At 36.0% G+C, this 26,596-nt stretch carries 19 protein-coding genes; 1 reads left to right on the top strand and 18 read right to left on the bottom strand.

The window, feature by feature from the left end; translation table 11 throughout:
* Positions 1-72: 72 nt before the first annotated feature.
* The 15 genes from AC1FXP_RS11940 to AC1FXP_RS11870 form a co-directional block, all read right to left on the bottom strand.
* Complete coding sequence (locus AC1FXP_RS11940; protein WP_480061615.1) at positions 73-615, bottom strand: D-lyxose/D-mannose family sugar isomerase; 543 nt, start codon at positions 613-615, stop codon at positions 73-75.
* A 52-nt stretch (positions 616-667) separates the two neighbouring features.
* Entirely contained in the window at positions 668-1,831 is a 1,164-nt protein-coding gene (locus AC1FXP_RS11935) for a Gfo/Idh/MocA family protein (RefSeq protein WP_480061613.1), read from the bottom strand.
* Positions 1,832-1,885: 54 nt separating this feature from the next.
* The gene (locus AC1FXP_RS11930) at positions 1,886-3,997 is read right to left on the bottom strand and encodes a glycoside hydrolase family 52 protein (protein WP_480061611.1); all 2,112 of its coding nucleotides are present in this window, start codon (positions 3,995-3,997) and stop codon (positions 1,886-1,888) included.
* Between the two features lie 45 nt (positions 3,998-4,042).
* On the bottom strand, positions 4,043-5,143 hold the full coding sequence (locus AC1FXP_RS11925) for a Gfo/Idh/MocA family protein (protein WP_480061609.1): 1,101 nt from the start codon (positions 5,141-5,143) through the stop codon (positions 4,043-4,045).
* A 130-nt stretch (positions 5,144-5,273) separates the two neighbouring features.
* The gene (locus AC1FXP_RS11920) at positions 5,274-6,782 is read right to left on the bottom strand and encodes a GH39 family glycosyl hydrolase (protein ID WP_480061607.1); all 1,509 of its coding nucleotides are present in this window, start codon (positions 6,780-6,782) and stop codon (positions 5,274-5,276) included.
* 28 nt (positions 6,783-6,810) lie between these two features.
* Positions 6,811-7,692 (bottom strand): carbohydrate ABC transporter permease, encoded by an 882-nt coding sequence (locus AC1FXP_RS11915; RefSeq protein ID WP_480061605.1) that lies wholly within the window; start codon positions 7,690-7,692, stop codon positions 6,811-6,813.
* Positions 7,693-7,704: 12 nt separating this feature from the next.
* A complete protein-coding gene (locus AC1FXP_RS11910) occupies positions 7,705-8,670 on the bottom strand; it encodes an ABC transporter permease (RefSeq protein ID WP_480061603.1) in 966 nt (321 codons plus the stop codon).
* A gap of 115 nt (positions 8,671-8,785) precedes the next feature.
* Positions 8,786-10,435, bottom strand: coding sequence for an extracellular solute-binding protein (locus AC1FXP_RS11905; RefSeq protein WP_480061601.1), 1,650 nt, complete (start codon positions 10,433-10,435; stop codon positions 8,786-8,788).
* 705 nt (positions 10,436-11,140) lie between these two features.
* Positions 11,141-11,782: a YesL family protein gene (locus tag AC1FXP_RS11900; protein WP_480061599.1), complete on the bottom strand. Its 642-nt coding sequence runs from the start codon at positions 11,780-11,782 to the stop codon at positions 11,141-11,143.
* Between the two features lie 203 nt (positions 11,783-11,985).
* Positions 11,986-14,046 (bottom strand): alpha-glucuronidase family glycosyl hydrolase, encoded by a 2,061-nt coding sequence (locus AC1FXP_RS11895; protein ID WP_480061597.1) that lies wholly within the window; start codon positions 14,044-14,046, stop codon positions 11,986-11,988.
* Between the two features lie 120 nt (positions 14,047-14,166).
* Positions 14,167-15,828, bottom strand: a complete 1,662-nt coding sequence (locus AC1FXP_RS11890; protein WP_480061595.1) for an ABC transporter substrate-binding protein — start codon at positions 15,826-15,828, stop codon at positions 14,167-14,169.
* Positions 15,829-15,953: 125 nt separating this feature from the next.
* Complete coding sequence (locus AC1FXP_RS11885) at positions 15,954-17,675, bottom strand: sensor histidine kinase (protein WP_480061593.1); 1,722 nt, start codon at positions 17,673-17,675, stop codon at positions 15,954-15,956.
* 7 nt (positions 17,676-17,682) lie between these two features.
* Positions 17,683-19,254, bottom strand: coding sequence for a response regulator transcription factor (locus AC1FXP_RS11880; protein ID WP_480061591.1), 1,572 nt, complete (start codon positions 19,252-19,254; stop codon positions 17,683-17,685).
* Positions 19,255-19,440: 186 nt separating this feature from the next.
* The gene (locus tag AC1FXP_RS11875) at positions 19,441-20,076 is read right to left on the bottom strand and encodes a bifunctional 4-hydroxy-2-oxoglutarate aldolase/2-dehydro-3-deoxy-phosphogluconate aldolase (protein ID WP_480061589.1); all 636 of its coding nucleotides are present in this window, start codon (positions 20,074-20,076) and stop codon (positions 19,441-19,443) included.
* Between the two features lie 36 nt (positions 20,077-20,112).
* Positions 20,113-21,066, bottom strand: a complete 954-nt coding sequence (locus AC1FXP_RS11870) for a sugar kinase (protein ID WP_480061587.1) — start codon at positions 21,064-21,066, stop codon at positions 20,113-20,115.
* Between the two features lie 353 nt (positions 21,067-21,419).
* Here AC1FXP_RS11870 and AC1FXP_RS11865 point away from each other — a divergent pair, with 353 nt between their 5' ends.
* The gene (locus AC1FXP_RS11865; protein ID WP_480061585.1) at positions 21,420-22,790 is read left to right on the top strand and encodes an MATE family efflux transporter; all 1,371 of its coding nucleotides are present in this window, start codon (positions 21,420-21,422) and stop codon (positions 22,788-22,790) included.
* 84 nt (positions 22,791-22,874) lie between these two features.
* Here AC1FXP_RS11865 and AC1FXP_RS11860 read toward each other — a convergent pair whose 3' ends face one another.
* The 3 genes from AC1FXP_RS11860 to AC1FXP_RS11850 all read right to left on the bottom strand — a co-directional run bounded on the left by AC1FXP_RS11860 (position 22,875) and on the right by AC1FXP_RS11850 (position 26,327).
* Positions 22,875-23,498 (bottom strand): SGNH/GDSL hydrolase family protein, encoded by a 624-nt coding sequence (locus AC1FXP_RS11860; RefSeq protein ID WP_480061583.1) that lies wholly within the window; start codon positions 23,496-23,498, stop codon positions 22,875-22,877.
* A 293-nt stretch (positions 23,499-23,791) separates the two neighbouring features.
* The gene (gene brnQ, locus AC1FXP_RS11855) at positions 23,792-25,138 is read right to left on the bottom strand and encodes a branched-chain amino acid transport system II carrier protein (RefSeq protein WP_480061581.1); all 1,347 of its coding nucleotides are present in this window, start codon (positions 25,136-25,138) and stop codon (positions 23,792-23,794) included.
* Between the two features lie 229 nt (positions 25,139-25,367).
* The gene (locus AC1FXP_RS11850) at positions 25,368-26,327 is read right to left on the bottom strand and encodes an aldolase catalytic domain-containing protein (RefSeq protein WP_480061579.1); all 960 of its coding nucleotides are present in this window, start codon (positions 26,325-26,327) and stop codon (positions 25,368-25,370) included.
* Between the last annotated feature and the right edge of the window lie 269 nt (positions 26,328-26,596).

The raw sequence follows: 26,596 nt of genomic DNA, 5'->3' as shown, positions 1-26,596 counted from the left end.
TTGCTACACCTCCTTAGCTCTAGACTACCATACAAGTGTACTTGTATGGTAGTCTAGAGTATTTACAACAACCTACATCTTTTCAGGAACTCGTGTAATATGTGGATCTGTAAAGATGTCGTATTCATCCCTGCTTGTAGTGGAAAACTCCGATACAATCGCCCCCTCTTCGCTCGATTGAAACCAGTGAAGAGTATTAGGAGAGATCGTATATTGATCCCCAGGGTGTAATTCAATTTCATGAAAGACCGTGTAATAATCTTTGCTAGGACTTGGAATTTTTGCCTTTATGTTCTTTGTAGGCTCACCTTCCACGTACAAATATACCTTCCCATAACGGCAGCGAAATGTCTCTGTTTTTCCTGCATAATCATCAACTGGTGGATGTTTGTGTTCAGGACAAGTTTGTAGTGGAAAAAGTACCAACTCCTTTGCACAATAATACTCATTATTTATATACGTTATTAATTCTAGCCCTTGTCGTTCTAGGTCATTTAATCCAAAATCCGCAACCTCTATTTTTTTTTGTTCTACACTAGTCAATGTAATTTTCGCTTGTTTAAAATATCTCATTGTTTTTAATTGTGCTTTTTGATAATCACTTACATTTAACATTTTCTCTCTCCCTGCAACGTAAAAAGCTTACATATAAAATATAAGTTTTAAATTATAGATCAGCTGAATAATTCCCACCTGTTGTTATTTTATTGTTTGTGAAATTCTCTATACTGTTTTTCTTTTCATAAAAATGAATGGCTTGCTTCAGGACGCCATCCCTTGTATAAAAAGGACTGTCATCTTTTAAAGGTAATTTCACAGACTCCCCAAAGCTAGAAGATTGATAAATGGCCGTTATGAGTTCTAGTGTTTGGCGACCTTGGACTCCATCAACGAGAACGTCCTTTTTCCCTTCCACAGCAAGGAGTACATCATGAATTTGTCCTGTGTGCCCTTCATACTGAAGTGCTGGATGATCTTCATATACTTGCTGAATCTTTAATTCTAGTTCTTTATCTTCTACAGGGAAACCATTTTCTTGTGCTGTAGAGGCTTTTAGCTTCCAAGGTACAGAAACTCGCGCATTCTTTCCCTGAAAAATCAATTGTTGTTCTTCTCCATGATGAACAACTGAACTCGTCACTTGGGCTAAACTCCCATTAGCATAGCGGCAAATGGCAATCGATAAGTCCTCTACTTCTGCATTATCATGAGATGTATTAGTGGATACAGCTGTTACTTCCTTTGGCATTCCGTTCATCCATTGAAAAATATCAATATGATGAACAGCATGATTTAACGTACAACCTCCTCCTTCTTTCTCCCATGTACCTCTCCACCATAAATCATAATAACTATGTCCTCTCCACCAGAAGGAATCAATTTGACTATGAACGATCGGTCCCATCAGCTTTGATTCAAGGACGTGCTTTAGCTTCATCATTGGTGTCCCAAAACGATTTTGCGCGACAACTGATAATACCTTTTGATTTCTTCTTGCTGCCTCATTCATGGCATCACATTCTTCTAAAGAAGAGGCCATTGGCTTCTCAACAAGTACATTTTTCCCAGAGTTTAATAGAGCAATTGCTGTTTCGGCATGTGTGTACGGCGGGGTACAAATAGAAACTAAATCAATATCTGTGCGTTCCACTATGTCCTTGATATCTCCATAAATATTGACATTTAAGTTGAAATTATTTGCTTGTTTTTCAGCTTTTTCTGGATAGATATCGCATAATGCAACAATTTCACAACGATCTGAGAATTCTTGGTATGCTTTAATATGAGATGGAGATATCGCTCCTGTACCTATAATCGCTACTTTTATCATATTATCCTCTCCTATGAAATTACTTCTATTTAAAAGCAACCTTTTTTGTTGTTTCTACTTTTCTAATAACCATAAAATACTAGTGACCCCTCGAGGGTAATAGCGACTAGCTGCAATTTCTCCTTTAATGATTTGATCACTCCAGCTCCAGTAGGAGTGCTCTTTGTGTGTGAGCCAATTAACATGGGCACGATCAGCAGCTTTTCCTTCTTCTTCCCAAGAGAACCCTAATATTTCACGATAAACAAATTGACAAAGATAGATTTTACTTAGCCATGAATTGTCACTTGTAGAAGAAAGCTTCCATCCACCATCATCAAACAAACAAATACCTGGCTTTAATACAGTCGTAATGTGTTCTTTTAACGTTTTAATAAAATACCCAAATTTCCCGTCATCCTCAAGGTATTCGTTACAATCAGTAAAATACGGGAAAATTAATCCTTCAATAGCTGGTATAATCTTAGAGTCGTTTCCCTCAGAAAGTACCGCAGGAATATAGCCTCCCTCCGTTATTTCATTCGCAATCGTTTTTGCACACTTTTCTGACTGTTCAGTCGCGAGTTGAGATAGTTCATTTTCTCCTAATTTCATAAATAACTTTTCCAAAGCTACATAGACACCCCAGCACTTGGAAGCAATATAGATATTGTTTCTTGCTTGCCCTAGTGAAACATCCAAACTATCATACGTCGTAATTTCTGCTCCACCTTCAGTCATCGAACTATCTAATCCCATTAAGCCATTTCGCAATTCTGGATTAGGGTGATCACGGTTCAGCATACTTAAAAAGGCATCTTTCAACGTATCTAAATGCTTAGTTATAAAATCTTGATCCTCGGTTTGACTAATATAAACGGTTACACAACATAGCCAGTTAATTAATTCTTCATGTGTCATGTAAGAGAAACAACCGTCAATTCCTGCAACTTCATAAGCAGAGTGACCAGGCCTTGAAAATACATTAGCAACCCCCATATCATGGGTAAAACTTAATCCCCCAGCGTGAAGGGTGTTATCATTAGGAAACCGAACCTCATCTTGATAACTATAACGGTCGATAAATAATTCAAGTTCATTCCTTACAGCCCAAGGGTTCATCTTTAATTCGTAAAACAGTTGATCAACAGTTAAATCAAATGTGTTCATCATTCGATATTCACCTTCATTGACAACCCATATTGGCTTTCCATCAATGTCATCGAGTAACTGAGTATTTCCATAATAGCTTCGGATCGAATGAGCCATCATGAACTGTTGATCCTCTGAAAGGTTATCATTTTGAACTAGGTTATTAGACTTGATGCATTCATCCGTTAACCTCTTTAAATTGGAAAGCGCATAACTGGAAACTTCTTCAATAGAAGAGTAAAAACGAGTATAGGTGTATTGTGTATCGATCCCACTTGTAACAATTCCACCTTTATAAAAACTAATCGCAAATGTGAATTCTTTCTTCTCATTGGCAGGAACCTCCATAAGTAAAGCTCCTACAAGCCCTAACCCGAACCCATAATTAATTTCATGTTCAACCGTTAGCACCTTTTCAATCGAAAATCCTAAACCTGATTTAACTCCATAATCATTTGATACAATTGCCGTTTGTCTTCCTTGACCAATACCGACAAATTCTCCATTACTTGTATCATCTAGCCTACGCATAGCCGAGTATCGGTCACTTCCTTGATAACCAAAGAAAGCTGTTCTATTCTTGTTACACCCCGTGTTATCGATCGTAATTTTCGCATAGACTGCTGGTAAAATAGCGTCCTTTAAAGCTTCTTCCGTTTCAACTGATGGATCTGGTACACTTTTTACAGGTGAATACACTTCAAATGTCATATCCCCCGCTTTCCACGTGTCCGTTCCTAGTTTCAGATCTCTTGTAATATCGGTATCGTTGAAATAATTAATAAGTTGGTGATCTGCTTTTGTTTCATCATTCCCAACAGCAAAACGTGCAAGGTCTTCTGTAGCATCTCCGAAAAAAGGAAATGCCTCATATTGGTTGTTCTCTCTACTCTCTAAACCGACGTAAATGTTTTCATCAGCAGGCCTATCAAGCTCCAACCCTAAGCCTCCCTTCCCACCTTTGAATCCAAAAGTAAAACTCGCAAAAGCTCCAATCGGTGAATGATGAGCATTAAAGAAGATATTCTTTCCCAAAATAATCCCTCCACATATTTGTTTACTAATCTCTTTATCTAGCACTTACTTCACAGCAGCTGGTGTATCAGCTGTTTCAACTTGAATTGCTTTTTCCTGTGCTTCGATACATAGTTCTGCTGCTTTAAACGCATGTTCCTGTGTCATCGCATGTTCTGTTCCATTTAAACAATCCAAGATAAATTCTCCAAAAAATGGGCAGCCAACTTTTCCGTTGCATTCGAAATGCTTTTCTCCTTTTTGATTAACGAGGTACAAATGATCTCCGGAAGAATCTCTACCAATATCGATATATTTTCTAACTTCAATATACCCTTCAGTTCCTAGAATAATCACTCGCCCGTCTCCCCATGTACCGAGACCATCAGGTGTAAACCAATCCACCCTGAAATAAAACGTAGCTCCATTATCAGCAACGAGCGTAGCATCTCCATAATCTTCAAACTTTGGATATTGTTTAAAATGATAGTTTGCTACTTTGCTATGTAACACTTTTGCATCGTTTGCTCCTGAGTAATGTAGGAATTGCTCGATCTGGTGACTTCCGATATCGCATAAAATTCCTCCATAATATTGCGGATCAAAGAACCAATCAGGTCTAGCATTTGCTCTAGCACGATGTGGCCCTGTACCAATCACTTGTATGACTCGGCCAATAGCCCCTTCTTCAATTAATTGACCAGCAAATATCGCACTTTCTACATGCAATCGCTCACTATAATAGATTCCCCACTTCAAACCCGTTTCTGCCGTTTTTTTCCTGGCCTTTTCTACTTGTTCCTTCGTTGTGAATGCAGGTTTATCTGCAAAGTAATGTTTGCCATGATCTAGCACTTTAAGCCCTAATGCACAGCGATCAACAGGAATATTGGCCGAAGCGACTAAGTGAATCGTTGGATCTTTTAATATTTCGTCCTCAGATGCAGCAATGATCACTTCCGGATACTTCTCTTTGAACCCATTTGCTTTCTTTTCATCTGGGTCATAGACAGCTACTAACTCCCCTCCTGCTTCTAGTAATCCATTACACATCCCATAAATATGACCGTGGTCCAATCCAATCGCAGCAAAACGAAACTCGCCTTTTTCAACAACTCGACTTACTTTCCCTTTAGGCGCATAATTCATGCCATCATTTTTGCTCATTGTCTTTTCCTCCTCCATATTGGTTGCTTTTACTAAAACTTATTCAACTAACATTTTAATCATATTAGTATGGTACGCTAAATTTTAAATGACTGTATTATATGAGTTCAAAAAGCATAGCGGTCTGATTTTATGAGTATGAAGTAATTAACGAATCATCTAAGCCAATGTAGGAGCCCGTTTCATCATTTACAGGAGAAATTTCAATCAACGTTAGCTCATTCTTTGATAAGGTTACTTCGATTGTTAATTCACCATTTATAGACTTGCCATCTGATGTTCTCATAAGTGGTATAGCTGATTGACGCAAGGTTTCTATCATTTCCTTACTCGGAAAACGCGGGCGCCCCATTTCTTTCCATACTCTCCATGGGTTAGCATAGTCTTCATTTACGGTTTGACGCTTTATAAATACATCACCTTCTCTTATTGGAATCGTAAATGAGAAGTCTTTCTCAAAACCCTCTCCTTTTTCCATTACAAGATTCCAAACAATAAGAGCAAAGGACCCATCGTTCTTGCGTGTTACAATTGCATCATGATCACGATATAAACGTTCTTGACCTAACGAGTTAAAAAACGAGAATAAATGAAACGTTGGTTTTGGTACTTCGTTTATCCCAATCAGTCCGAATCCCCCATGAAACTGAGCTCTTGGTACATCTCGTTCTTCAAAAATATCACTGAAAGTCCAGTACGAAAATGAATCAACATAATCACCACCCTCACTAAGAATCCGAGCAAGATACGTAGCATTTAATGCTGTATCATGAACAGGATTTATAGGACTATAAGACGTATTGTATTCAGTAATATGAAATGGCAACTCAGGAAAAGGAGAAGCATTAATCATTTCCCTTACATTTTTAAATTCTTCAAGCATCTTCGTATTATCGGCAAGTTCCTGATAGTAATAATCTGGTGTTACTTTACTTGGCGGTCTTGATGTATAGGCATGGCGTGAAACAAAATCAACCGGAACTTCTTCTTCTTTACAAAAATCAAGAAATTCACCGATCCACTCATCAGATCCTCCACATATAGCAGGACCTCCTACTTGAATGCCAGGATGTACTTCTTTTATAGCTTTGGCTGTTACTTTATAAAGTTTAAAGTATTCTGTTTTATTAGCATCTTTCCAGAAATTTACTAGATTCGGCTCATTCCAAATCTCAAAAGGCCATTTCAAAACTTCTTCCTCTCCATACCGATTAATAAAATGAGAGACAACGGCAATAATTAAATCCTTCCATTTAGTATAGTCATTGGGAGGAGTTACATTCCCTTTCCACGTAAATACCGTTTCTTCACTTGAAGCAAGGAGTTCCGGCATGAATCCGATTTCAACAAAAGGGCGTATACCTAACTCCAAATAGGAATCAAAAATCCGATCAATGTATGTGAAATTATAAAACGGTTTCGTTTCCCCATTCACCTCAATTTCTCGGTATATTCCTACATCATCATGTAATAGACCATGCCCTCGAATATATTCAAATCCTATTGATTGTTGAGCTAATTTTAAATGCTCCAAGTAATCCTTCTGTAACGCTAGTCCTAACCGCCCGGTCCCAACACAATATTTCCAATTGTTGTTGAAATTTGTTTCAGTCTCTTTTCGAACCTCAATTTTTTTCATTAAAATCCCTTCTTTTCAACATACTCTTTTATTCTTTTTCAGCACCTAATACAATACCTTTTACAAAATATTTTTGAATGAATGGATAAACAGCTAGCATTGGTAAAGCTGCAATAAAGATTTGTGCAGATTGAACTGTTCGTTGTGACAAGTTCCGCAATGTTTCAGCATCGGTAATTTGGCTGAAATCTTGTTGAACAATAATGGTTTGTAAAAATGTTTGCAAAGGATAATTACTAGCATCGTTGTTGTAAATTAACCCATCAAACCAAGAATTCCAATGGAAGACCATTGTAAATAATGATACGGTGGCAATAGCTGGAACTGCGATTGGTAAATAAATTTTCAAGAAAATTTGAAAATGGTTCGCTCCATCGATTGTTGCAGATTCTTCTAAAGATTTTGGAACAGACGTCCGGAAAAAGTTTAATAGTAAGATTAAGTTAAAAGCGTTGATGGCTGTCGGTAATACTAATGCCCAAATTGTATTCGTTAACCCTAATCCAGTTACAACCATATATGTAGGTACTAACCCACCATTAAAGATCATGGTAAAGACAAAGAACCAAACATATAATTTTCGACCTTTAAATTCTTCATCGTATTTAGCTAACGAATAAGCTGCACAAAGCATTGCCCCCATCGATATAGCTGTTCCTAAGACTACACGTAAAACGGAGATCATGAAGGAACGGATAAAGTTATCGTTTCCTATTGTTCGTTGATAAGCATCTATGGTGAAATCAACCGGCCAAAATGTAACTATATTCGCTGCTGCTGCTGCACTTCCACTTAACGATACGGCCAAAATATGTATCAGTGGTAGGATACAAAGTAATGCCATCAAGATGAGAAAGCTATAATTAAATACCGTGAAAATGGTATAGCTTTTCGTTTTATAGACACGCATAGGAAATCCCTCCTAGAAAATTCTCCAGTTCGCATACTTGTAAGCTAAACGATAACCTACAACAATTAAAACTAAACTAATCACTGATTTGAATAAACCAACTGCTGTACCGTAACTAAAGTCACCACTTACTAATGACACACGGTATACATAAGTATCAATAATATCCCCAGTTTGATAAACTAATGGATTATAAAGGTTAAAAATTTGATCAAACCCTGCATTTAATACGTTTCCAAGTGATAACGTACCCACAACAATAATGATTGGTAGCATGGCTGGCAATGTGATATAAAGAGTTTGCTTCCAACGATCAGCACCATCTACAACAGCCGCTTCATATAAACTAGGATTTACAGCTGTAATGGCTGCTAAAAAGACGATCGTATTAAATCCAGTTTCTTTCCAAAGATCACTTATAATAACGGTTGTTCTAAACCAATCATTACTTCCTAAGAAAAAGATTGGGTCGACACCGAAGAATCCTATGAATTGATTGACAAGACCTCCATCTGGAGATAATAAGTCTAGCAAAATACCACCTAGAATAACCCAAGAAAGAAAGTATGGTAAATAAATAATTGTTTGGACCGTTCTCTTAACTGCCATTTTATACATTTCATTTAACAATAATGCAACGGTAATCGGGACAATTAATCCAAAGATAATTTTCAACATGGAAATGATAAGAGTGTTCCATATAACCTGTCTCGCATAATCATACTCAAACATCGTTCGAAAGTGTTCGAGCCCTACCCATTGTGATTCCCAAATTCCTAACCACGGCTTAAAGTCTTGAAACGCCATAACAATCCCAAACATGGGAGCGTACTGGAAAATAAGTCCTAATACGAGTGCTGGTATCAAAAGTACATGTAGCTGCCACGTTCTTTTAAGGTCCCATTTTTGTTTTTTCTTTTTAAGTTTTGGTTCTTTCGTAACTTGATTCGTCTTGTTATGAACAACTTGCTGACTCATGACTTTCCCTCCTATACCTAAAGAAAGTAACTAGTTAAAAGCAAGGTGCGAACAAGAAATTTAATCAACTTCTACTAATTGTTCGCACCATCTAGCTTTTATTTAGATCATCTTATTAACGAACGGATTCATACCATTCATTTACTTCTTGAGTAACTTGCTCTCCACCAGAACTTAACCAATCTTCAACAAACTGATCAAATGCATCTACTGGCTTGTTGCCATAGATAATGTCAACAAAAAGCTCATCTTCTAACCTTTCTAAATGCTCAGATCTTGAACTCATCGTATCAGTAGGTGGTCCAGAAAATTCATTAACGATGCGAATGTCATTTTGTTTATTAACAATTGCCGCTGCATGGATGTAATCTGTTTCTCTACCAGCAAGATTAGCTTCATATCCATTTACAGGATCTCTACCTGTGTCATGGAATTCCTCTAATAACCCATACATTTCATATGGAATGGTTGGAATATTTGTAGGTAGGAAATATCTACCTGGATCAACGTGGTCTTCACCAGTAATTTCTTCAAATTTTGCAATATCATAAACTGGCTCGCCATCTTGCATTACGTAATCGTACCCTTCAAATAAACCGTATGGAAAATGCTCTGATTCGCCTAATGTATAGCCAAGGATCGCATCCCAATATTCAAAGAACTTATCCATATGCTCAAATTCTCTATTGAACAGGAACGAACCAACGATTAATCCCTCACCTCTACGTCCAGCCTCTCCATTTGGTCCAGTTAAGTGTGGAAATGGTTTTACTACAGCATCAGGAATAACTTGTGAGATCTCACCAATTGGATAACCATGCGCCCATGGTGGTGCGGCCATAATTCCAGACCTTCCTGAAATAAAGCTTTCTTGTGCATCACCAGCACTTAAAATTGCGAAATCTGTTGATAAATACCCTTTTTCATACCAATCGTTAATTTTAGCTAACCCATCTTTAACATTTGGTTGGATAGAACCATATACTAGGGAACCATCAGATGCTTGACTCCAGTTACCAGGAACATAATCACCAAATGCTCCAAATACCCAGCTTGAGTCAGCTATGTTTCCACCACGGAAACCTTCGTCTCCAGCTGCAAACGTAATACCAATCGTATCGTCTCTTCCAGATTCATTTGGATCTTCATTTACAAATACATCCATAATATGTTCTAATTCTTCAAGTGTTTCTGGAGCTTCTAAATCAAATTTATCGAGCCAGTCTTGGCGTATCCAAAGAAGCGTATCTGAACCGTTTCCACCAGAGTATCTAGGTACACCGAATCGTTCTCCATCTTCATTCGTTGATGGATAAAAGGCTTCCGGGAATCTTTCGAAAAGCTCCTTCACCCGAGGTGTAGCATGCTCTTCAATTGCTTCATCAATTGACATGACTAATCCCGATTGGATTAAGTCTGCTTTGATATTATTGTTTGAAACTAAGAAAACATCTGGTAATTTTTCACGTGATGACATCATTAGGCGTAGCTGAGTATTAAATTGTTCATCATTTGGTTGTGTCCATTCTGTCACAAATTTAATACCTAACTCTTCTTCTGACCATCTTGTTACTACGTTGTCATGTACATTCTCACCGTCTTTAAATACGGTACCGTCATCAAGAACTCGAGCTGTTGTGACTGTAATCGCTCCATCACTATCTTCTGAACTTTGATCTGTTGCTGCATCTTCATTTGAACAAGCTGCCAAAATACCAGTAGTAAGTAGTAAAGATAAAAACGTAAACAATGATTTTTTAAGCATTTTCTTTCCTCCTTAATAATTTTTATGATGAAAACGCTAACAAAAGTGTGTTTTATACTTTTCTTTTCATCACCCCCTTTAAATAATATACTTAAATAGAATACTAGACATACTAGTATGGTAGTAATTGTTAATTAAAGATCTATTCACTATCTTTTCTGAAAACCAATCTTTGAAAGCCTTTTCAAAAAGATAACTACCATATTAATACATTACCATACAAGCTTTGTTGTATTTATTTGCACATAAGTATACTCATGTACTTAGTATTTATTATTTTACTAGTACGACCTTCTTTGAGCCCTCTTTTGGTAAGCGTTTACACCAGAGGTCAAACAAGAACAAGATTTTTTGGATATATGAATATATTGATTTTCCTATCTTCCTTCAAGAGCTGTCGTTATCAACCTCTTGTTTTGATTTACTTCCTTGTTGCTTGTAATTAAATTATACAAAACTCTATTCCTTAAAAAAACTAAGCAAAATATAGTTTACACTTAAAAAAGTATATATGTTTATCTAAAATTTCAGAAAAAAGAGAATTCGCTTCATGAAGATCTGCCCCGCATGATGAGGTCAGTTCTTGTACATTTAAAATCGTGTACTAGATACTGTCCTCAGGGGGCAAACTCAAAGGCCATTGAAAAAGGTCAAAACCATACCTTTTTCAGTGGCCTCCAAAATCATAGTGGTTATAATTCCTTCTTACTGCGTGCTGTTTCTCAATTCTGTAATTTGTCGTCTCAGCTCAAGTTGTTTGAATGCAAAATATGCAGACCCCATTACGATATAACCGATTGCACTTGCTCCAAACAGTGGAATTAAGCCAGGGATATACATGAATAAGTAGTAACCAATAAATATAACGATAGCCATTATAACCGTCATAATTGGACTTAATATCCCTATTAATAGTGCATGCTTCATATATTGAAAGAACTTCAAGTCATAGTGAACATAGACAGGAATAATATAGGCAATCATGATTAAATAAGCAAATACAACTATAAGTAAAATAGCATTTAATAGAAGTTGCATTATTCCTCCAATTTGAGAAAGTAGTTGAAAATCAATATATAATACATAAGCTATCGCAAATAAGAAGATAAATAATAAATTGCTCTTCATGAATTCTTTTTTATACGTAGATAAAAAGAGTTTAAATATAGGTGAATCCGTTTCTCCTTTAAACCATTTTCTAATAATTGTAAACATAGATACTGTTGCAGGCATAATTCCGAAAAGGACCAGCCCTAATGCTGTAAATAAAATCCACAGTAAATTTATATAGGCAAGTCTCATAACCCATTCACTTGCTCGGTAAAACCCACCCATGATTCCGTGCATCGTGTTCCCCTCCATATCGTGGTCATACCTTCCAATTACACTCTTCTTACTTTAAAAAGGCTGACATATTACTACAAAGAAAGATGAGGATGACTACAAAAGAATACTCCCGAAATTAGTAACACCCGTATCCTTGTATGTATACGTATGTCTGGGAGCCATCACTTGAATCATCCTCATCTCTTTAATTTTTTCTCACCATATCAATAAATCTTTCTATTTTTTTCATCTTGAATACCCGACTTACGCATGAAGTACGTGTTAATGATATCACGCCACTGCTTTGCATGATCAATTTGTCCATCGAGTCGGTCTAATATTTTTTGGTAACGCTCCTGGTCAACCTTTTCTTTTAGGCTACCCCAACGCTCTTTTAACCCTATCGCCTGCTCGACCCCTTCAAAATGTGTATCATAAATATGTTGGATAACGGTTTTACCAGATTTCAGTTTATGAGTATATGAAACGTGGTGGAAAAATAGCAATAACTCATCTGGACACGTTTCTAAGGATTCATACATGCTAGCATTTTCTTCAAAATACTGAGCTGTATAACCTGTTCCAGTTGCAACCGTTCGATCAACCCCTATCCCGTGACAATCAGCAAAGTGATAGGTTCCCCAAACAGAATATTCATATCCATCTACATTCGGTCCATAATGATGATCGGGATTAACCATCCAACCGACACCAAGTGGAGATGTATAATTTTCATATATTGGCCATGAATCCTTTAGAATAATAGATACTTGCTCTACCACGTCAGGGTCATTTCCAAATGTTGCACGAACCCATTCATTTGTAATTTCTTCAACAGAAAGATCAGGATTCCAAATCAAACGACCAAACCCAAATAGATTTGCCTGAGCGAGTTGATGTCCGGTCCAATTCGTATCATTACCAATATTTGAAACAGCTGTAATTCCACTAAAGCGATTTTCAAAAGTGGAACCATCAACAATTCTTTTGATTGGAGTTCCTTCACCTTTTGCATACGTTTCAAACTCTAAAATCCCTTTCCACTGAGGAAGTAAGTAACAGACGTGCTTTTGCTGCCCAGTGTATTCCTGTGTAATTTGAAATTCTAACATTTGATTCGTTTCATTCATGACTCCAAATAGTGGCGATACTGCTTCACGCACTTGAAAATCCATTGGGCCATTTTTTATTTGCAGGATGACATTCTCATGGAACCGTCCATCTAATGGCTTAAAGTGATCGTATGCAGCCCTTGCACGATCTGTCTTACGATCACGCCAATCTTGCATACAATTGTAGACGAAGCATCTCCAAATCACAATTCCTCCGAAAGGCTCCAATGCTTCTGCTAGCATATTCGAACCATCTGCATGATTTCTTCCATACGTAAAAGGTCCAGGGCGATGTTCTGAATCTGCTTTGACGACAAATCCCCCAAAGTCAGGAATATAACTATAAACATCTTTTGCTTTTTCCTTCCACCATTTTCGAACGTTATCGTCTAGCGGATCAGCCGTTTCTAGATCGCCTAATTGAATAGGACTAGCGTAATTAATACTTAAAAACGTTTTAATCCCGTAACCTCGAAAAATCTCAGCCACTTTTGCTACATTAGGTAGAAATGCATTTGTAATAAGTTTGGTTTCAACGGCATGAACATTTACGTTATTAATGGATATTCCATTAATTCCAACTGAGGAGAGCAACCTGGCATAATCTTTAATTCGTTCAAGGTTGGTTGTAAACTGATTATTCTCATAAAAAATAGATTCACCAGCATAGCCGCGCTCAATACTTCCATCCATATTATCCCACTGGTTAATCATTCTTAACTGATTCGTCGGGTTTTCTCTCAGGTTGACGGTCTCTAAGTTGGTTCTAGTTTGTATGAGTCTTAACAAGTGAAAGCTTGCATAAAGAATACCGATGTCTGTTTTACCAGCTAACAAAATGGTCGAGCCATTATCAGTTTTTTTTGCTTGAATCACATAGCCATCATCATTTAATTCATTTGATATTTTCTCATCTACTTCGTCTATTGTTGATAAAACAATGGAATAAGAGCTTTTGGAAGAGCTGCTTAGCACCGGCTTTTGACCTGTAATACTTGTGAATGCTTCGATGAGTTCCTCTATAGCTGATTCAATAACTGAAGTACGACTAGCGGAACATACGATAGCAGAAAGCCACTTCCCATTTTCATTCATCCAATCTTGATCATGAATCCTTTCATACCTTAACCAACCTTTGTATGCTTCTGTTACCTCTTTAACACTCATGCTCATTATTGTATCCTCCTTGTATTACTTTGACTTAACTTAAAACGACCATTTTCAAAGAGTGCTGGAATAACACCTCTTTGACTTCTATCCGGTAATCGAGTGTACCTTATAACTATGAAACGTTTACTGATTGTCTTGACTTAATTCAATTCTTTTTTGAATGAAATCATTCATCACTTGCTCAAATGCTTCTTCGTAGCCTGTTTGATTAAACTCTTCTACATACATGTCCCAAACTGATTCAAATTCATCGGGATCAGCTAAAATCATTTGAGGGAACCAAAGCCTTTGTAACTCGTACTTTTCCTGTTCATAAATCGCTGCTTGCGATCCTGGCTCTACGTTTGCACTCCACGCCGGAAACCATGGACGCTCTGCCGGTTCTGAAAATAAATCAGAAAAGACTTCAATGTTATAAGCATCTAGTAGTACTCGATCTTCCTCTGTATAATCATTCATAGCCACTTCCTGCTGACGTCGTGGTTCCCATGCATTTCCATCAGAATACAACCCATTCCCTCGAGGCCAATACCATTCAAAAATAGAAAAGCCAAATTGTTCTCGGAAATCTGCTTGATTTGTTAAAGCAATTTGTTCCTCCGTCCGATAAAAACGCCCTTCGTCATTCACTTCATACGTTTTCCCTTCAATTCCCCAATTTACCAACTTCTGATTTTCTTCTTTCATCAAATAATCAAAGAACTTCATAATACGGACAGGATCTTCGGCGTTAATCGTAATACCAACTCCTCTGTTTGCCGTAAATGATGGTGGATCGAGATATTGATCTTTAATCGTTTCATCAAAAACAATCGGTAATGCCATATATTCTCGATCATCATCCCCTGCTTCACTTAAGTGATTAAATGCTGTCCCAACCTGCCAACGATAGTCAAAAAATCCAAGCACACGACCAGAAGATATTTTTTCTAAATATTCTTCATAGGTTGAGATAAAAGCTTCATTATCAAATAATCCTTTGCTATTTATTTCATTCAGCTTTTGTAAATAACGTTTAGTGATGCCTTTATTTCCATATACTTCAGCTTCGTACGTATCCATATCAACAATTACATCACCATCATTTGGATACCCAGCTAAATGGGCAGGAGGATTAGCTAAAGTAAAAAACCTCCAATCATACGTTAGAGCTGTAAAACCAATTGTTTCTTGTTCATTAATTTTTGGGTACTTCTTTTCGTATGCTTCGATTAGATCAAAGTATTGATCGAGCGTCGTGATTTCTGGGTACCCAAACTCTTTCAAAACACCTCGTTGTATCCAAAAAGCACCTTGGTAAATATTAGGGTTGGGAATATAACCGTTACTCGCTCCAAAAGGAATATAATAAATATTTCCATCTTCATGCTTCATCATATCTAAGTAAGGTTCGTATACGGCCTTTAAATTGGGCGCATATTCATCAATTAGATCGTTTAATGGAATGAAGGCTCCAGCTTCAACTACTTTATCAACGGCTACATCGGGACTTAATACATCTGGATAATGTCCACTAGCTATCATCACTCCAACATGTGTATCAATATCACCTACAGGATACTCTACTTTAAAGTTCACTCCCGTTTCTTGTTCAAACATTTTCCCAATCGTCGTTACATTGGAATCCATGTTTCTTCCGTTATTAGCAGCATTAAAGTATGTGAACGTAACTAGATCCTCTCCATTTAGATCGGTATTCACCTGTTCACTTTCATCACGATTACATCCCGTAACTACTACTAAACAAATTAACAATGTAGCAATAAGCAAACAATTAGTTCTCATGCATGACTGCTCCTAACAAGTGTACTTATAAGCACTTATTTTGTAAGCACTTACATTATAACGCTTAAATTCTGTGTCTGTGACCCCGAAAAGTATAGTTCATACTTAGAAAAGCTTAGTGTCTTCTACTTACTTGGAAAAAAGATTCGGACTTCTGTGCCTTTATCAATAATACTGTTTATTTCAAAATCAAATTCCTCGCCATAAAGCAGCTTTAATCGGTAGTAAACATTTTTTACACCAATGTTTTTTCCCATATCATCTTCGTTATGAATTGATTGCAATAACTTATTTAGCTTCCTGTCATTCATGCCAACTCCATCATCTGTAATGGTAAACATCACGCCTTCTTCAACCTTCTTTAACTGTATATGGATAAACCCATTACCTCTTTTTGGTTCAATTCCATGAATACTTGCATTTTCTACAAAAGGAATAAGAGACATATATGGAATATTTAACTCTTTACATTCTGGATCAACGTCTATCTGGTATTGCAACTTTTCACCAAACCGATATTGCTGAATCTCTAAGAAACTAGTAATAATTTTTAATTCTTCTTGAATCTTCACCCAATCTTTCCCACTCGATATAGAGTTTCGTAACAACTTAGCCATATTTTGAATAATTTTGGCTGTCTCAACTTCATTTTTCAGTAAGCTTCTCATGCGAATGGTTTCTAATGAATTAAAAAGAAAATGCGGGTTAATTTGACTCTGCAGCGCATTAAGTTGAGCCTGTTTTCTCTTTAGCTCTAAGTCTTTCTTTTGAAGGTTAGCTATATAAACGTCGTTGATTAAATCATTAATCTTCTTGGCCATCCGATTAAACTCACTTGTTAATTGCCCTATTTCATCTTTGTACTCTATACCATCTATCAATGCGAAATTTTGGTTTCGCATTCGTTTCATATGACGTAATATTCGTAATATCCGACTATGAAGAGAAGACGAAATCCATATAATAATAAAAGATGGTATGAAGAAATTAAGAGCGGCTAAATACAAAATAAAGTTTCCAGAATTCTGTACTTCTTCTAATATAGCATTCTCAGAAACAACTCCAACTAACTTCCAATTATTTAAGTAATTCAGTTCGAATTCCTTTTCAAAAGTAATGGACTCTTTAGGAATATCAGACAGTTTCGAGAAATTTAATTGCTCATCGTTTTTAACTGTACCCGTACTGTATTCAATCTGATCCTCTTCACCTACTAAATAAATATGACCTTGAAATGTTACATTGTTAAAAGCTTGTTTAATCATATCTGTATTTAAGTCTATTTTCACAAACTTCTCTCTTGTATTATTTTGAAAATAGTCTAACTTTCGGATCACACTAAATATATCGGTTGATTCATTTCTTCGTAAAACCGGGTGCGATTGTTCTAATAACATAAAGTCTTGATGTAGTGTATTCGTTTTTACGTCCTTCGTAATTTTGTGAATCCCTCCTGCAAACAGCATCGATTGATTATCGGTATAAAACGTAATTTCTTTAATTGAAGAATAGACAGGGCTATATTTATTAAAGTTACGAAAAATGGATTCATAATCTGTTATATACTCAATAACAGATTCATACTCTTTTTCTAAAAAACCATGAATGATATTATCAGTATAGATCGTTGTTGAAACCCCTATAGCCTCATCCACTGTATTAATAAATTCATTTTCTACTTGCTCAAAAGCAAGGGTTAAATCATGCATTTTTTGTTTTTTAACATTATTGATTGTTACATGATAAAAAATGATGTTTGTTAGGAGGATCGGAATAAAGACAGATAAGAAATAAGTAATTAATAATTTATTCTTAAGTTGAACGTTATTTAGGCTAAACTTTTTCATAACTGTTTCATCCATTTCTTTCGAGTGACTTACGATATTCAGTTGGAGTCATACTTTCTTGTTTCTCAAATTGCGTAACAAAATAATCTGAATTTCTAAATCCAACTTTCTCAGCAATTTCATAAACTCTTAATGTTGTTTGCCTAAGGAGCTTCTTTGATTCGTCAATCCTTAATTGCAGAAGGAAATCTTTAAAATACACCCCGTAAGTCTTTTTAAAAAGCTGTCCCATATAGACAGGATTCATATAAAAAGCACTCGCTATACTTTTTAAGCTAATATTTTCATTGAAATTATCTTCAATATACGCTTTTATCTTGTATATATCACCTTTTCCATTCTTCTTTCGCAAGCTGCAGATGTACTCACAAGCCTCAAGTACCAATTCTGAAAAGTATTTTTTTAATTGAATAAATGTCACCGAGCTATTATGCAAATGTAAAATAGGAGTTAGCGTAGTCAGTTGTTGTTCATTGCCTTCCATACTTCTAATCGTTTTGATGATTTTATTTACACATCGAGTAATCGAAGCTTTAATTGCCCTTGGAGCAAAGAGCTGAACCTGAAACTCTGAAAAAAGAAGATCGATTTTTTCTTGAATGTTCTTTTTATCCTTTTCTTCAATTGATTCAATGAGAGATGTATACAAATGATCATCTATATCCATATGAGTGATGGACAAGTCTTTAACTTTATCAAACATAACTGGTTGATTACTAACATTCATATATTTATATTGCAGAGATTCAATTGCCGATTCAAAGGATTCGTTTAGTTGGTTGATCTTATTTACCGTTTGACCAATATAAATCGTTAAACTTTTATCAAGTTCATGTTGTAAATTTTTTTGTAAGCTACTTACAAACACCAATATATTATGATCAAAGCTCGCCATATGGTTGTCGGTAATTGTTAACCCAAATCGAAGCAACTCATGTTCTCTTATCGCCCATATTTCCTCTTTAGTCAGATCACATATCGCATCGCCGATCATCGTTTTATATAATTCTATCCTAGTTCTATCTATAGGACTTGAAATGATTTCATTTATTTCAACAATTAAATAATTCATTTGATTAACTGAATCTAAGCGTAACATATCGGTTTGCTCTTCCTTTACATTCTCCATGTTCCCTGAAACTAATTCTTCAAACAAATTTGTTACTAATATGTTTTGCCTGTACTCTTTGACCTTCCTTTCTTCATCAAGTGTTTTGGTCAATTGCTTTAATACGATTTCTATCTCTTCTTGATCAAGTGGCTTTAATATAAAATCGACAACTCCATATCGAACAGCTTTTTGAGCATACTTAAAGTCATTGTAGCCACTTAGGATAATAAACTTAGTTGGAAATTGTTTGTCTTCCACTAAATGCCGTATTAATTCTAAACCATCTAGTACAGGCATACGTATGTCTGTAATAACTAAATCAGGCTTGGTTCGTTCAATGATTTCTAATGCATCTTCACCGTTAGATGCTTCTGCACAAACTTCAAAACCACAATCTTGCCAATCTACAAGTGCTAATATCCCTTTTCTAACAAAGTGTTCGTCATCTACTAGTACTACCTTGTTCATCCTATTTCTAACCCCTTTCATACAAGATCTAATCTATATGCTGTTCCCATTCACACTTTGTACAAAAAGTGGGAGAAACTAAATAACATGTAAGTATAGAATCATAAAAAAGTGATAGAGGTGCCATTAAAAGGGACAACATCACCTTATTTGACACCTCCGAAGCTGTTTCTAATTTTTATAGACTTAACGCCTTGCTTTTTGCACCTCATTAACAAACTCTTTAGATTTAGCCGTTAGGTCTGCTAACGTTTTCTCATTCATTTCTAGCTTTGGATTTACTAAAGAACTACCAAGTCCTACAGCAACCCCACCGGCTTTTATGTAATCAGCCGTATTGGATAAGTTAATTCCTCCTGTTGGCATAAGAGGAATATGAGGAAGGGGTCCATGCACATCTTTCAAATAAGTTGGTCCAAATACATTGGCCGGAAATACTTTAATAACATCAGATCCATGTTCATAAGCTGTTAAAATTTCTGTAGGAGTTAAAGCTCCTGATATGCTAATCACACCATAGCGTTTCGTCATTCGAATGGTTTCTGTATTCACAGTTGGTGAGAAAACAAACTTAGCTCCTGACAAAATAGCCGCTCGTGCTGTTTCAGGATCAAGTACAGTACCTGCCCCCACGATCACACCATCTAATTCTGTTGAAGCTTTTTCTATAACAGATAATACATTTGGTGTTTCTACAGTGATCTCAAGTGTCTTCACTCCACCTTCACGTAATGCTTTTGAAATTGGAATAATATTATTAATCGTGGCCCCTCTAATAATTGCGACAACTCCACTACTCTTAATTTCTTGTAATAAACTCAAGCTTCTCCTCCATTCTTATCTGCTTTCTATGTATTATTATCGCTCAATAAACTCTTTTTCACCTAGTTGCACTAATACATCATCTAAATAAGGCAGACCTTCATTATCACCAGTTACACTGACAACCATGGAACCAATTGTATTAGCAAAATGCAGCGTTTTTTCTAACGGCCATTGATTCAACACTCCATAGATAAAACCCGCATCAAACCCATCACCTGCACCAACTGTATCCACTACTTTTTTTGGTGCAACTGGTGGGCTCTCCAAATATTCGTTCCCGTAATACCCAATTGCCCCTTTATCTCCTAGCTTAATCGCAACATAGGAGATTCCAAATTGCTTGCATTCTGCAATAATCGTTTTGGGGTCGTTTGTACCAAATAACATCTTTGCTTCATCTAAACCAGTTAACAAAATATCGACATATGGGAGAAATTCAGTTAATGCCGCTTTCGCATCTTCCTTAGACCATAATTTCAAACGTATGTTAGGGTCAAAAGAAATAAGCATATTCTGTTCTTTTGCTAAAATGATGGCCTTTTTAATAACATTAATATTCTTTTTAGAATCAATAGCTGGAAAAACACCGGTTATATGCAGTAGTTTTGCACCTACAAACTGTGATTCGTCTAATTCTTCCTCTGTTAATGTTGATGTTGGAGAGTTCGAGCGATAATAAAATGTACTTCCACTTCCACCCTCCATGATCTCTTTAAAATAGACAGAGGTAGGATATCCCTCAACAAGCTTGACATGAGACACATCAATACCTTCACCTCGAACAAAGTTAAGAATATATCTGCCAAATTCGTCTTGTCCAAGTCGACTAAACCATTTTGTATGTAATCCTAATCTGGAACAACCTATTGCCACATTTAACTCGGCTCCACCTACTTTGCGTTCAAAAGTTGATACGAACCTCAAAGGTCCCTTTGCCTGAGGATTCAATGAAACCATAGCATCTCCTATTGTCAATACATCTACCATAAGAATTTTCTCCCTCCCTTAAAAAGTTAGGTCCATCTTAAAACAAAGGCCTTATTCCAAAAATATTTGTTACCGCTTTCACTTTTTTTATGATTATAACATCACATTCTTAGTTTGTGTATCGTTCAAACTAAGTTTTCGTAATAATTCAGATGTTATAAATAATTTGACAAACAATTAGATTGGTTAATATTTTTCTTATTTTTCTTTATACTCTTTAAAATTATCGTTGCATTTATAATAATATATATTACTATTAGGGCATGAATCCATAAACAAATGAATAGATTAAGTTTGTTATTGAAAGCGTTTTACAGATGATTTTGAACAAATTTTTAGAATAGGAGACTTTAATGGCTACAAGTGAAGTAAAAAAACTCTCTCTTTTTGCAATAACCTGGCCTATTTTTATCGAAACATTCTTGCACATGTCCCTTCGAACAGCTGATACCTTTATGTTAAGTTTCATATCAGATGAAGCCGTGGCAGCCGTCGGTGTTTCTAACCAAATAGTTATGTTTATGTTTTTTCTTTTTCAATTTGGTGCTACTGGAGCAGGAGTAGTTATCGCTCAATATCTTGGTGCGAACAAATACAATGATGTTCGAAAATTTGCATGGAATGCGATTACCTTTAATTTCTTGTTTGGTTTAATCATTAGCATCATTATGATTCTATTTAGCAAAACGTTTTTAGGATTCTTCAACTTAGAACCAGCGTTATTTCATCAAGCAAAAAGCTTCTTATTAATAGTAGGGGGAGCTTTGTTCCTGCAAGCGATGATGCTCACTATTTCGGCAATTATTCAAGCCCATGGCTTTACAAGGGATACAATGTTTGTAACAGTAGGAATGAACATTATAAACATTATAGGGAATTATTTATTAATTTTTGGAGCTCTCGGCTTTCCCCAATTAGGTGTAGTTGGAGTTGCTGTTGCCACAGTTGCAAGTCAATTTTTAGGACTTATCGTTAACTTTATGATTTTATTTAAGAGAGTTGACGTTCGACTACATATAAAAGATATGATCGATTGGAATAAGGAACGGCTCTACCAAATCTTAAATATTGGCGTTCCAAGTGCAATTGGCAACCTTTCTTATTCATTAAGTCAAATTGTTACTACAGGTTTTATTGTTTCACTTGGACAGGAGATGTTAACGACTAGAATTTACACGTTAAATATTTTATTCTTTGCGATTGTCATTTCCATTTCTTTAGGAAGAGGAACGCAAATTATAATAGGGCACTTGGTTGGTGCCGGAGAATTTGAACAAGCGTACAAAACGGCTCTAAAAAATCTGCGGATGAGTATGTTACTTTGTCTAGGTGTTGCTATCATTCTTATTTTAGCTAGCGAACCATTGTTTAGTCTTTTTACTGATAACCCAATAATTATTTCTACAGGTGGTATGTTGCTTCTAATGGGGATTTTTCTAGAACCTGGTCGCTGCTTTAACATTGTCCTCGGTCAAGCAATTCAAGCTACTGGCGATGCACGCTACTTAATGATAATGAGCATTATCATCATCTGGTGTTTTAGTGTCCCATTATATTATTTACTAGGTATTCAGCTTGGCTACGGATTAATTGGGATTTGGTTGGCTTTTGTTGTTGATGAATGGCTGCGAGGGTTAGTTTTATTTGGACGTTGGAAGAGCAGAGTCTGGGAAAAGAAAGTGTTAGTAAAAAAAGAAAAACAGAAAAATGAAGCGCTTGGGTAAAAGAAGTCTGTCAAACACAATGAGTAGAGGGCACTGATAAGGTCGATTTTTACCTTTTTCAATGCCCTACTAAGAAACTACTTTTTATACAAGTTGATCTTCAATAGCTCTAAGCCAGGTCGTGGCCATTAACATGTTTCCTTTTGTATTCATATGTACACTATCTGTCGTCAGCTTATGATTAGGATTGGATTGCAAAAAGTTGATAAACGCTTTATTCGTTGGAATAACTGTTCCATTATACTGCTTCGCTACTGTATTTACGATCTCTACATAATCTACTAGCATTTTATTTCCAATTGAGTTAGGGTCCTCTCCAATAATCGTTGGTTCCATTAATAAGATTTTGGCATTGGTTTTGTCTCTAACTTCTTTTAATAACTCAATGTAAATTCGATTATAGTCTTCTGGTGTTACTTGTTCTATTTCTGGACGGTCTAGTTGTCTCCATACATCATTTATTCCAATTGATATAGAAACAATGTCTGGCTGATGGTCTATTACATCTGTTTGCCATCTTGAAAACAAATCAATAATTCGATTTCCATTTATCCCTACATTCACAAATTGAAAAGTCGTAGTTGGATAAGTTGTCACCAAATAATCATGCAATAGTCTTACATAGCCATATCCCAAACCATCATAATCTTCCAATCTTCCACAATCAGTTATACTATCTCCAATAAATAAGATCTTTGTCGGCTTCATTCTATAAGCTCCCTTTTATACGACTTGTTTTATACCATTTACAGCTTACCGTACTTTAATGATTTCTAACTATTGGTAATATAATAGGTTTATTATATTTCAGATCATTTCTAATTCCAAGTTTAAAAAGTATAGATAAACATTAAGAAATTAATAAATTGCTGACAAATGTCAATAGTCCTTTGAAAGCGCCTAATTGGTTTGATTAAAGCAGAACTATACATCTGCCCTATCTCTAACAAAAAGCTATCTAACACCAATCGGTAATTAGATAGCTTTTAAATGACAATATTCTATTTCTCTTCAACTAAAGTATGATTCACCGTCTCTGTGCCAACTGAACTAACCAAAAAGCCAATGACTCCACCAACTATAGCCGGAACAACCCAACCTAATCCAACAGCATACAAAGGAAGAACAGTAGTAAATAAATTATGCACAGCCTCAATTTGGAAGCCGGCTGCATTTAATCCTTCAAAGAAACTAACAATAAAGGTAAACAAAATACTAATCTGATAAACTTTCTGTTTCCCTTTGAAAAGTGGATGAAGGAATGTTAGAACCATTAAACACATTGCTAATGGATAAAGCATGTACAGTACCGGAACCGAAATGTTGATTAAAGTAGATAAACCAAAGTTCGAAATGACTGCACTGAAAATCGTAAAAACAATTGCCCATTTTTTATAAGAGAAAGCAGGCACAATCTTATTGAAATACGATGCACAGGATGTGATTAATCCGATACTCGTCGTTAAACATGCAGCAATCACGATAAAGCCCAATACTACTTTACCAAATGGTCCAAAATAATAATTTGATACACTCGCTAAAATGGCTCCTCCATTATCTAAATGGCCAAGCTCGATAACACTTTTTGCCCCCATGTACGTAAGGGATGAATAAATGATTGCGAGTAGCCCACCAGCAATTAATGCTACTTTTAGAGTTGAGATCATGATTTCCTTTTTCGTCGTGATTCCTCTGGCCTTCATGATGTTAATAATAACAATACCAAAGACAAAAGCAGCAAGAACATCCATCGTTAAATAGCCCTCTTGAAAACCTTTAAAAAAACTATTATCGATAAATGAATCTACTGGTGCTTGAACTTGTCCGATTGGATTAACGAATGAAACAACAATAAGAATTCCGATAAAAATCAATAATAATGGAGTTAAAATTTTTCCAATAATATCAACTAGTTTGCTAGATTGCAATGAGAAAAAGAGTGCAATCCCAAAAAATACGATTGTAAAAAGAAACAATGGTAATATGCTATCAGGATTACTTAAAAATGGCCTAACCCCCATTTCAAAAGAAACCGTGTTTGTTCTCGGTATAGCAAAAAGTGGCCCGATCGCTAAATAAAGAGCAACAGTAAAAATCATTCCGTACAATGGATGCACTCGACTTGCTAGTGATTGTAAATCCCCTTTACCTGAAAACGCCAAAGCTAAAATTGCTAGTATTGGCAATCCAACACCCGTCACGATAAAACCAAAATTCGCAGATAATATATTCTCCCCAGCCATCTGACCAAGCATCACAGGGAAAATTAAATTCCCAGCTCCAAAAAACAAAGCAAACAACATAAACCCTACTGCAATAACATTTGTGAATGAAACTCTTGATGACATATAAAATTATCCCCCTACTATTTCCAACAAACTAAAACTATATTACAAAATTTTGTCTTTTATCAAAAAATTTGAATTACACTAATTTTAAAGGCAACGGAAGATAATATATCATACTAGAATAGTAAAAGCAATGTCCATTCTGAAAATACGACATTTTTCGCAAGGTGTAGAAACTGAATCAAAAAAAACGCTCAAAATTGAGCGTTTTCCCTATTGAATCACTAACCTACTTCGACTCTTGAGCCAAAGAGGATTCTGGTGATGTTACCTTATCATAAAAATCAACAAATTTATCACGGTCTTCGCTTGCACGGTAGGCCATGGCAACACGCGGATGTTCATTTAGTGTCCCAGAGATCATGTAAGGAATGATGTAACCCCATTCCCACCTTTGACGCATTTCTAACATGTGCTTTTCAATGACATCGAGTACTGGCTTTAGTTCATAGCTGGCTTTTTGGATATGAGTAACGAGAAGCTCTGTATTACAGTTCCCTGCAGCTCGACCCATTCCGTAAACAGAGGAATCAAGGAACGTAACTCCATTTCGCATCGCAGTCAGCGTATTCGCAAAAGCTAATTGCATGTTGTTATGCGTATGAATCCCTAGCTTCTTGTTAGGAATCATTTCTTTAAACTTGTTCACTTGATGCTGGATGTCAGCCGGGTCTAGACTTCCAAAAGAGTCAACAATATAGACCACATCAACGGCACTCTTTTTCACCATATTAAATGCTTCAATTAGTTGATTCTCAGGTACACTTGATAATGCCATGATGTTAAGCGATGTTTCATAGCCTAAATCATGGAACATTTGAACAAGCTCTAATCCTTTATCAACTTCACGAATATAACAAGCGACACGAATCATATCTAAAGGACTTTGCTCACGCGGCAAAATATCATCGGGGTCTACACGTCCGATATCAACTAAAGCAGATAGTTTTGTGAATTTTTTCTCTGGGATAATTTCTTTTAAGAAGTTATCATCAAGAAATCTCCATGGATTCGGCTCCGTCGCTTGGAGAAGCTTAGGTGAATTTTTATAGCCGATTTCCATATACTCAACACCTGCAGCACTAAGTCCGTCATACAAGTCTTGAACAAATTCAACACTGAAATCCCAGTTGTTAATTAATCCCCCATCTCGAATGGTACAATCTATAATCTTGCAACTCTGTTCCATTGGTAAGACCTTCCTTCTGTTCTGTTATTCTTATTTTCAGTATGCTCTTTTGTGCCACTTACAACTCAATATGTAGCAAAACCATATGCAGTTTGTACCATGATTCGATAATAGTTGTCAATATTCAAATAATTATTCTTTATTAGAACATCATTAGCTTTGCATAAAGTTATTAAAAATTTGTCAAGTAGTTTCAAGTAGAAATTTATGGTTTCAAGGCACAAAAAAACTCCTTATAATTAGGATTGGTAGTTCTGTCCAAATCCCAA

The organism is Halalkalibacter sp. HAAS-P013, from assembly GCF_056619925.1.
This window is presented reverse-complemented; position numbering and strand designations above follow the sequence as displayed.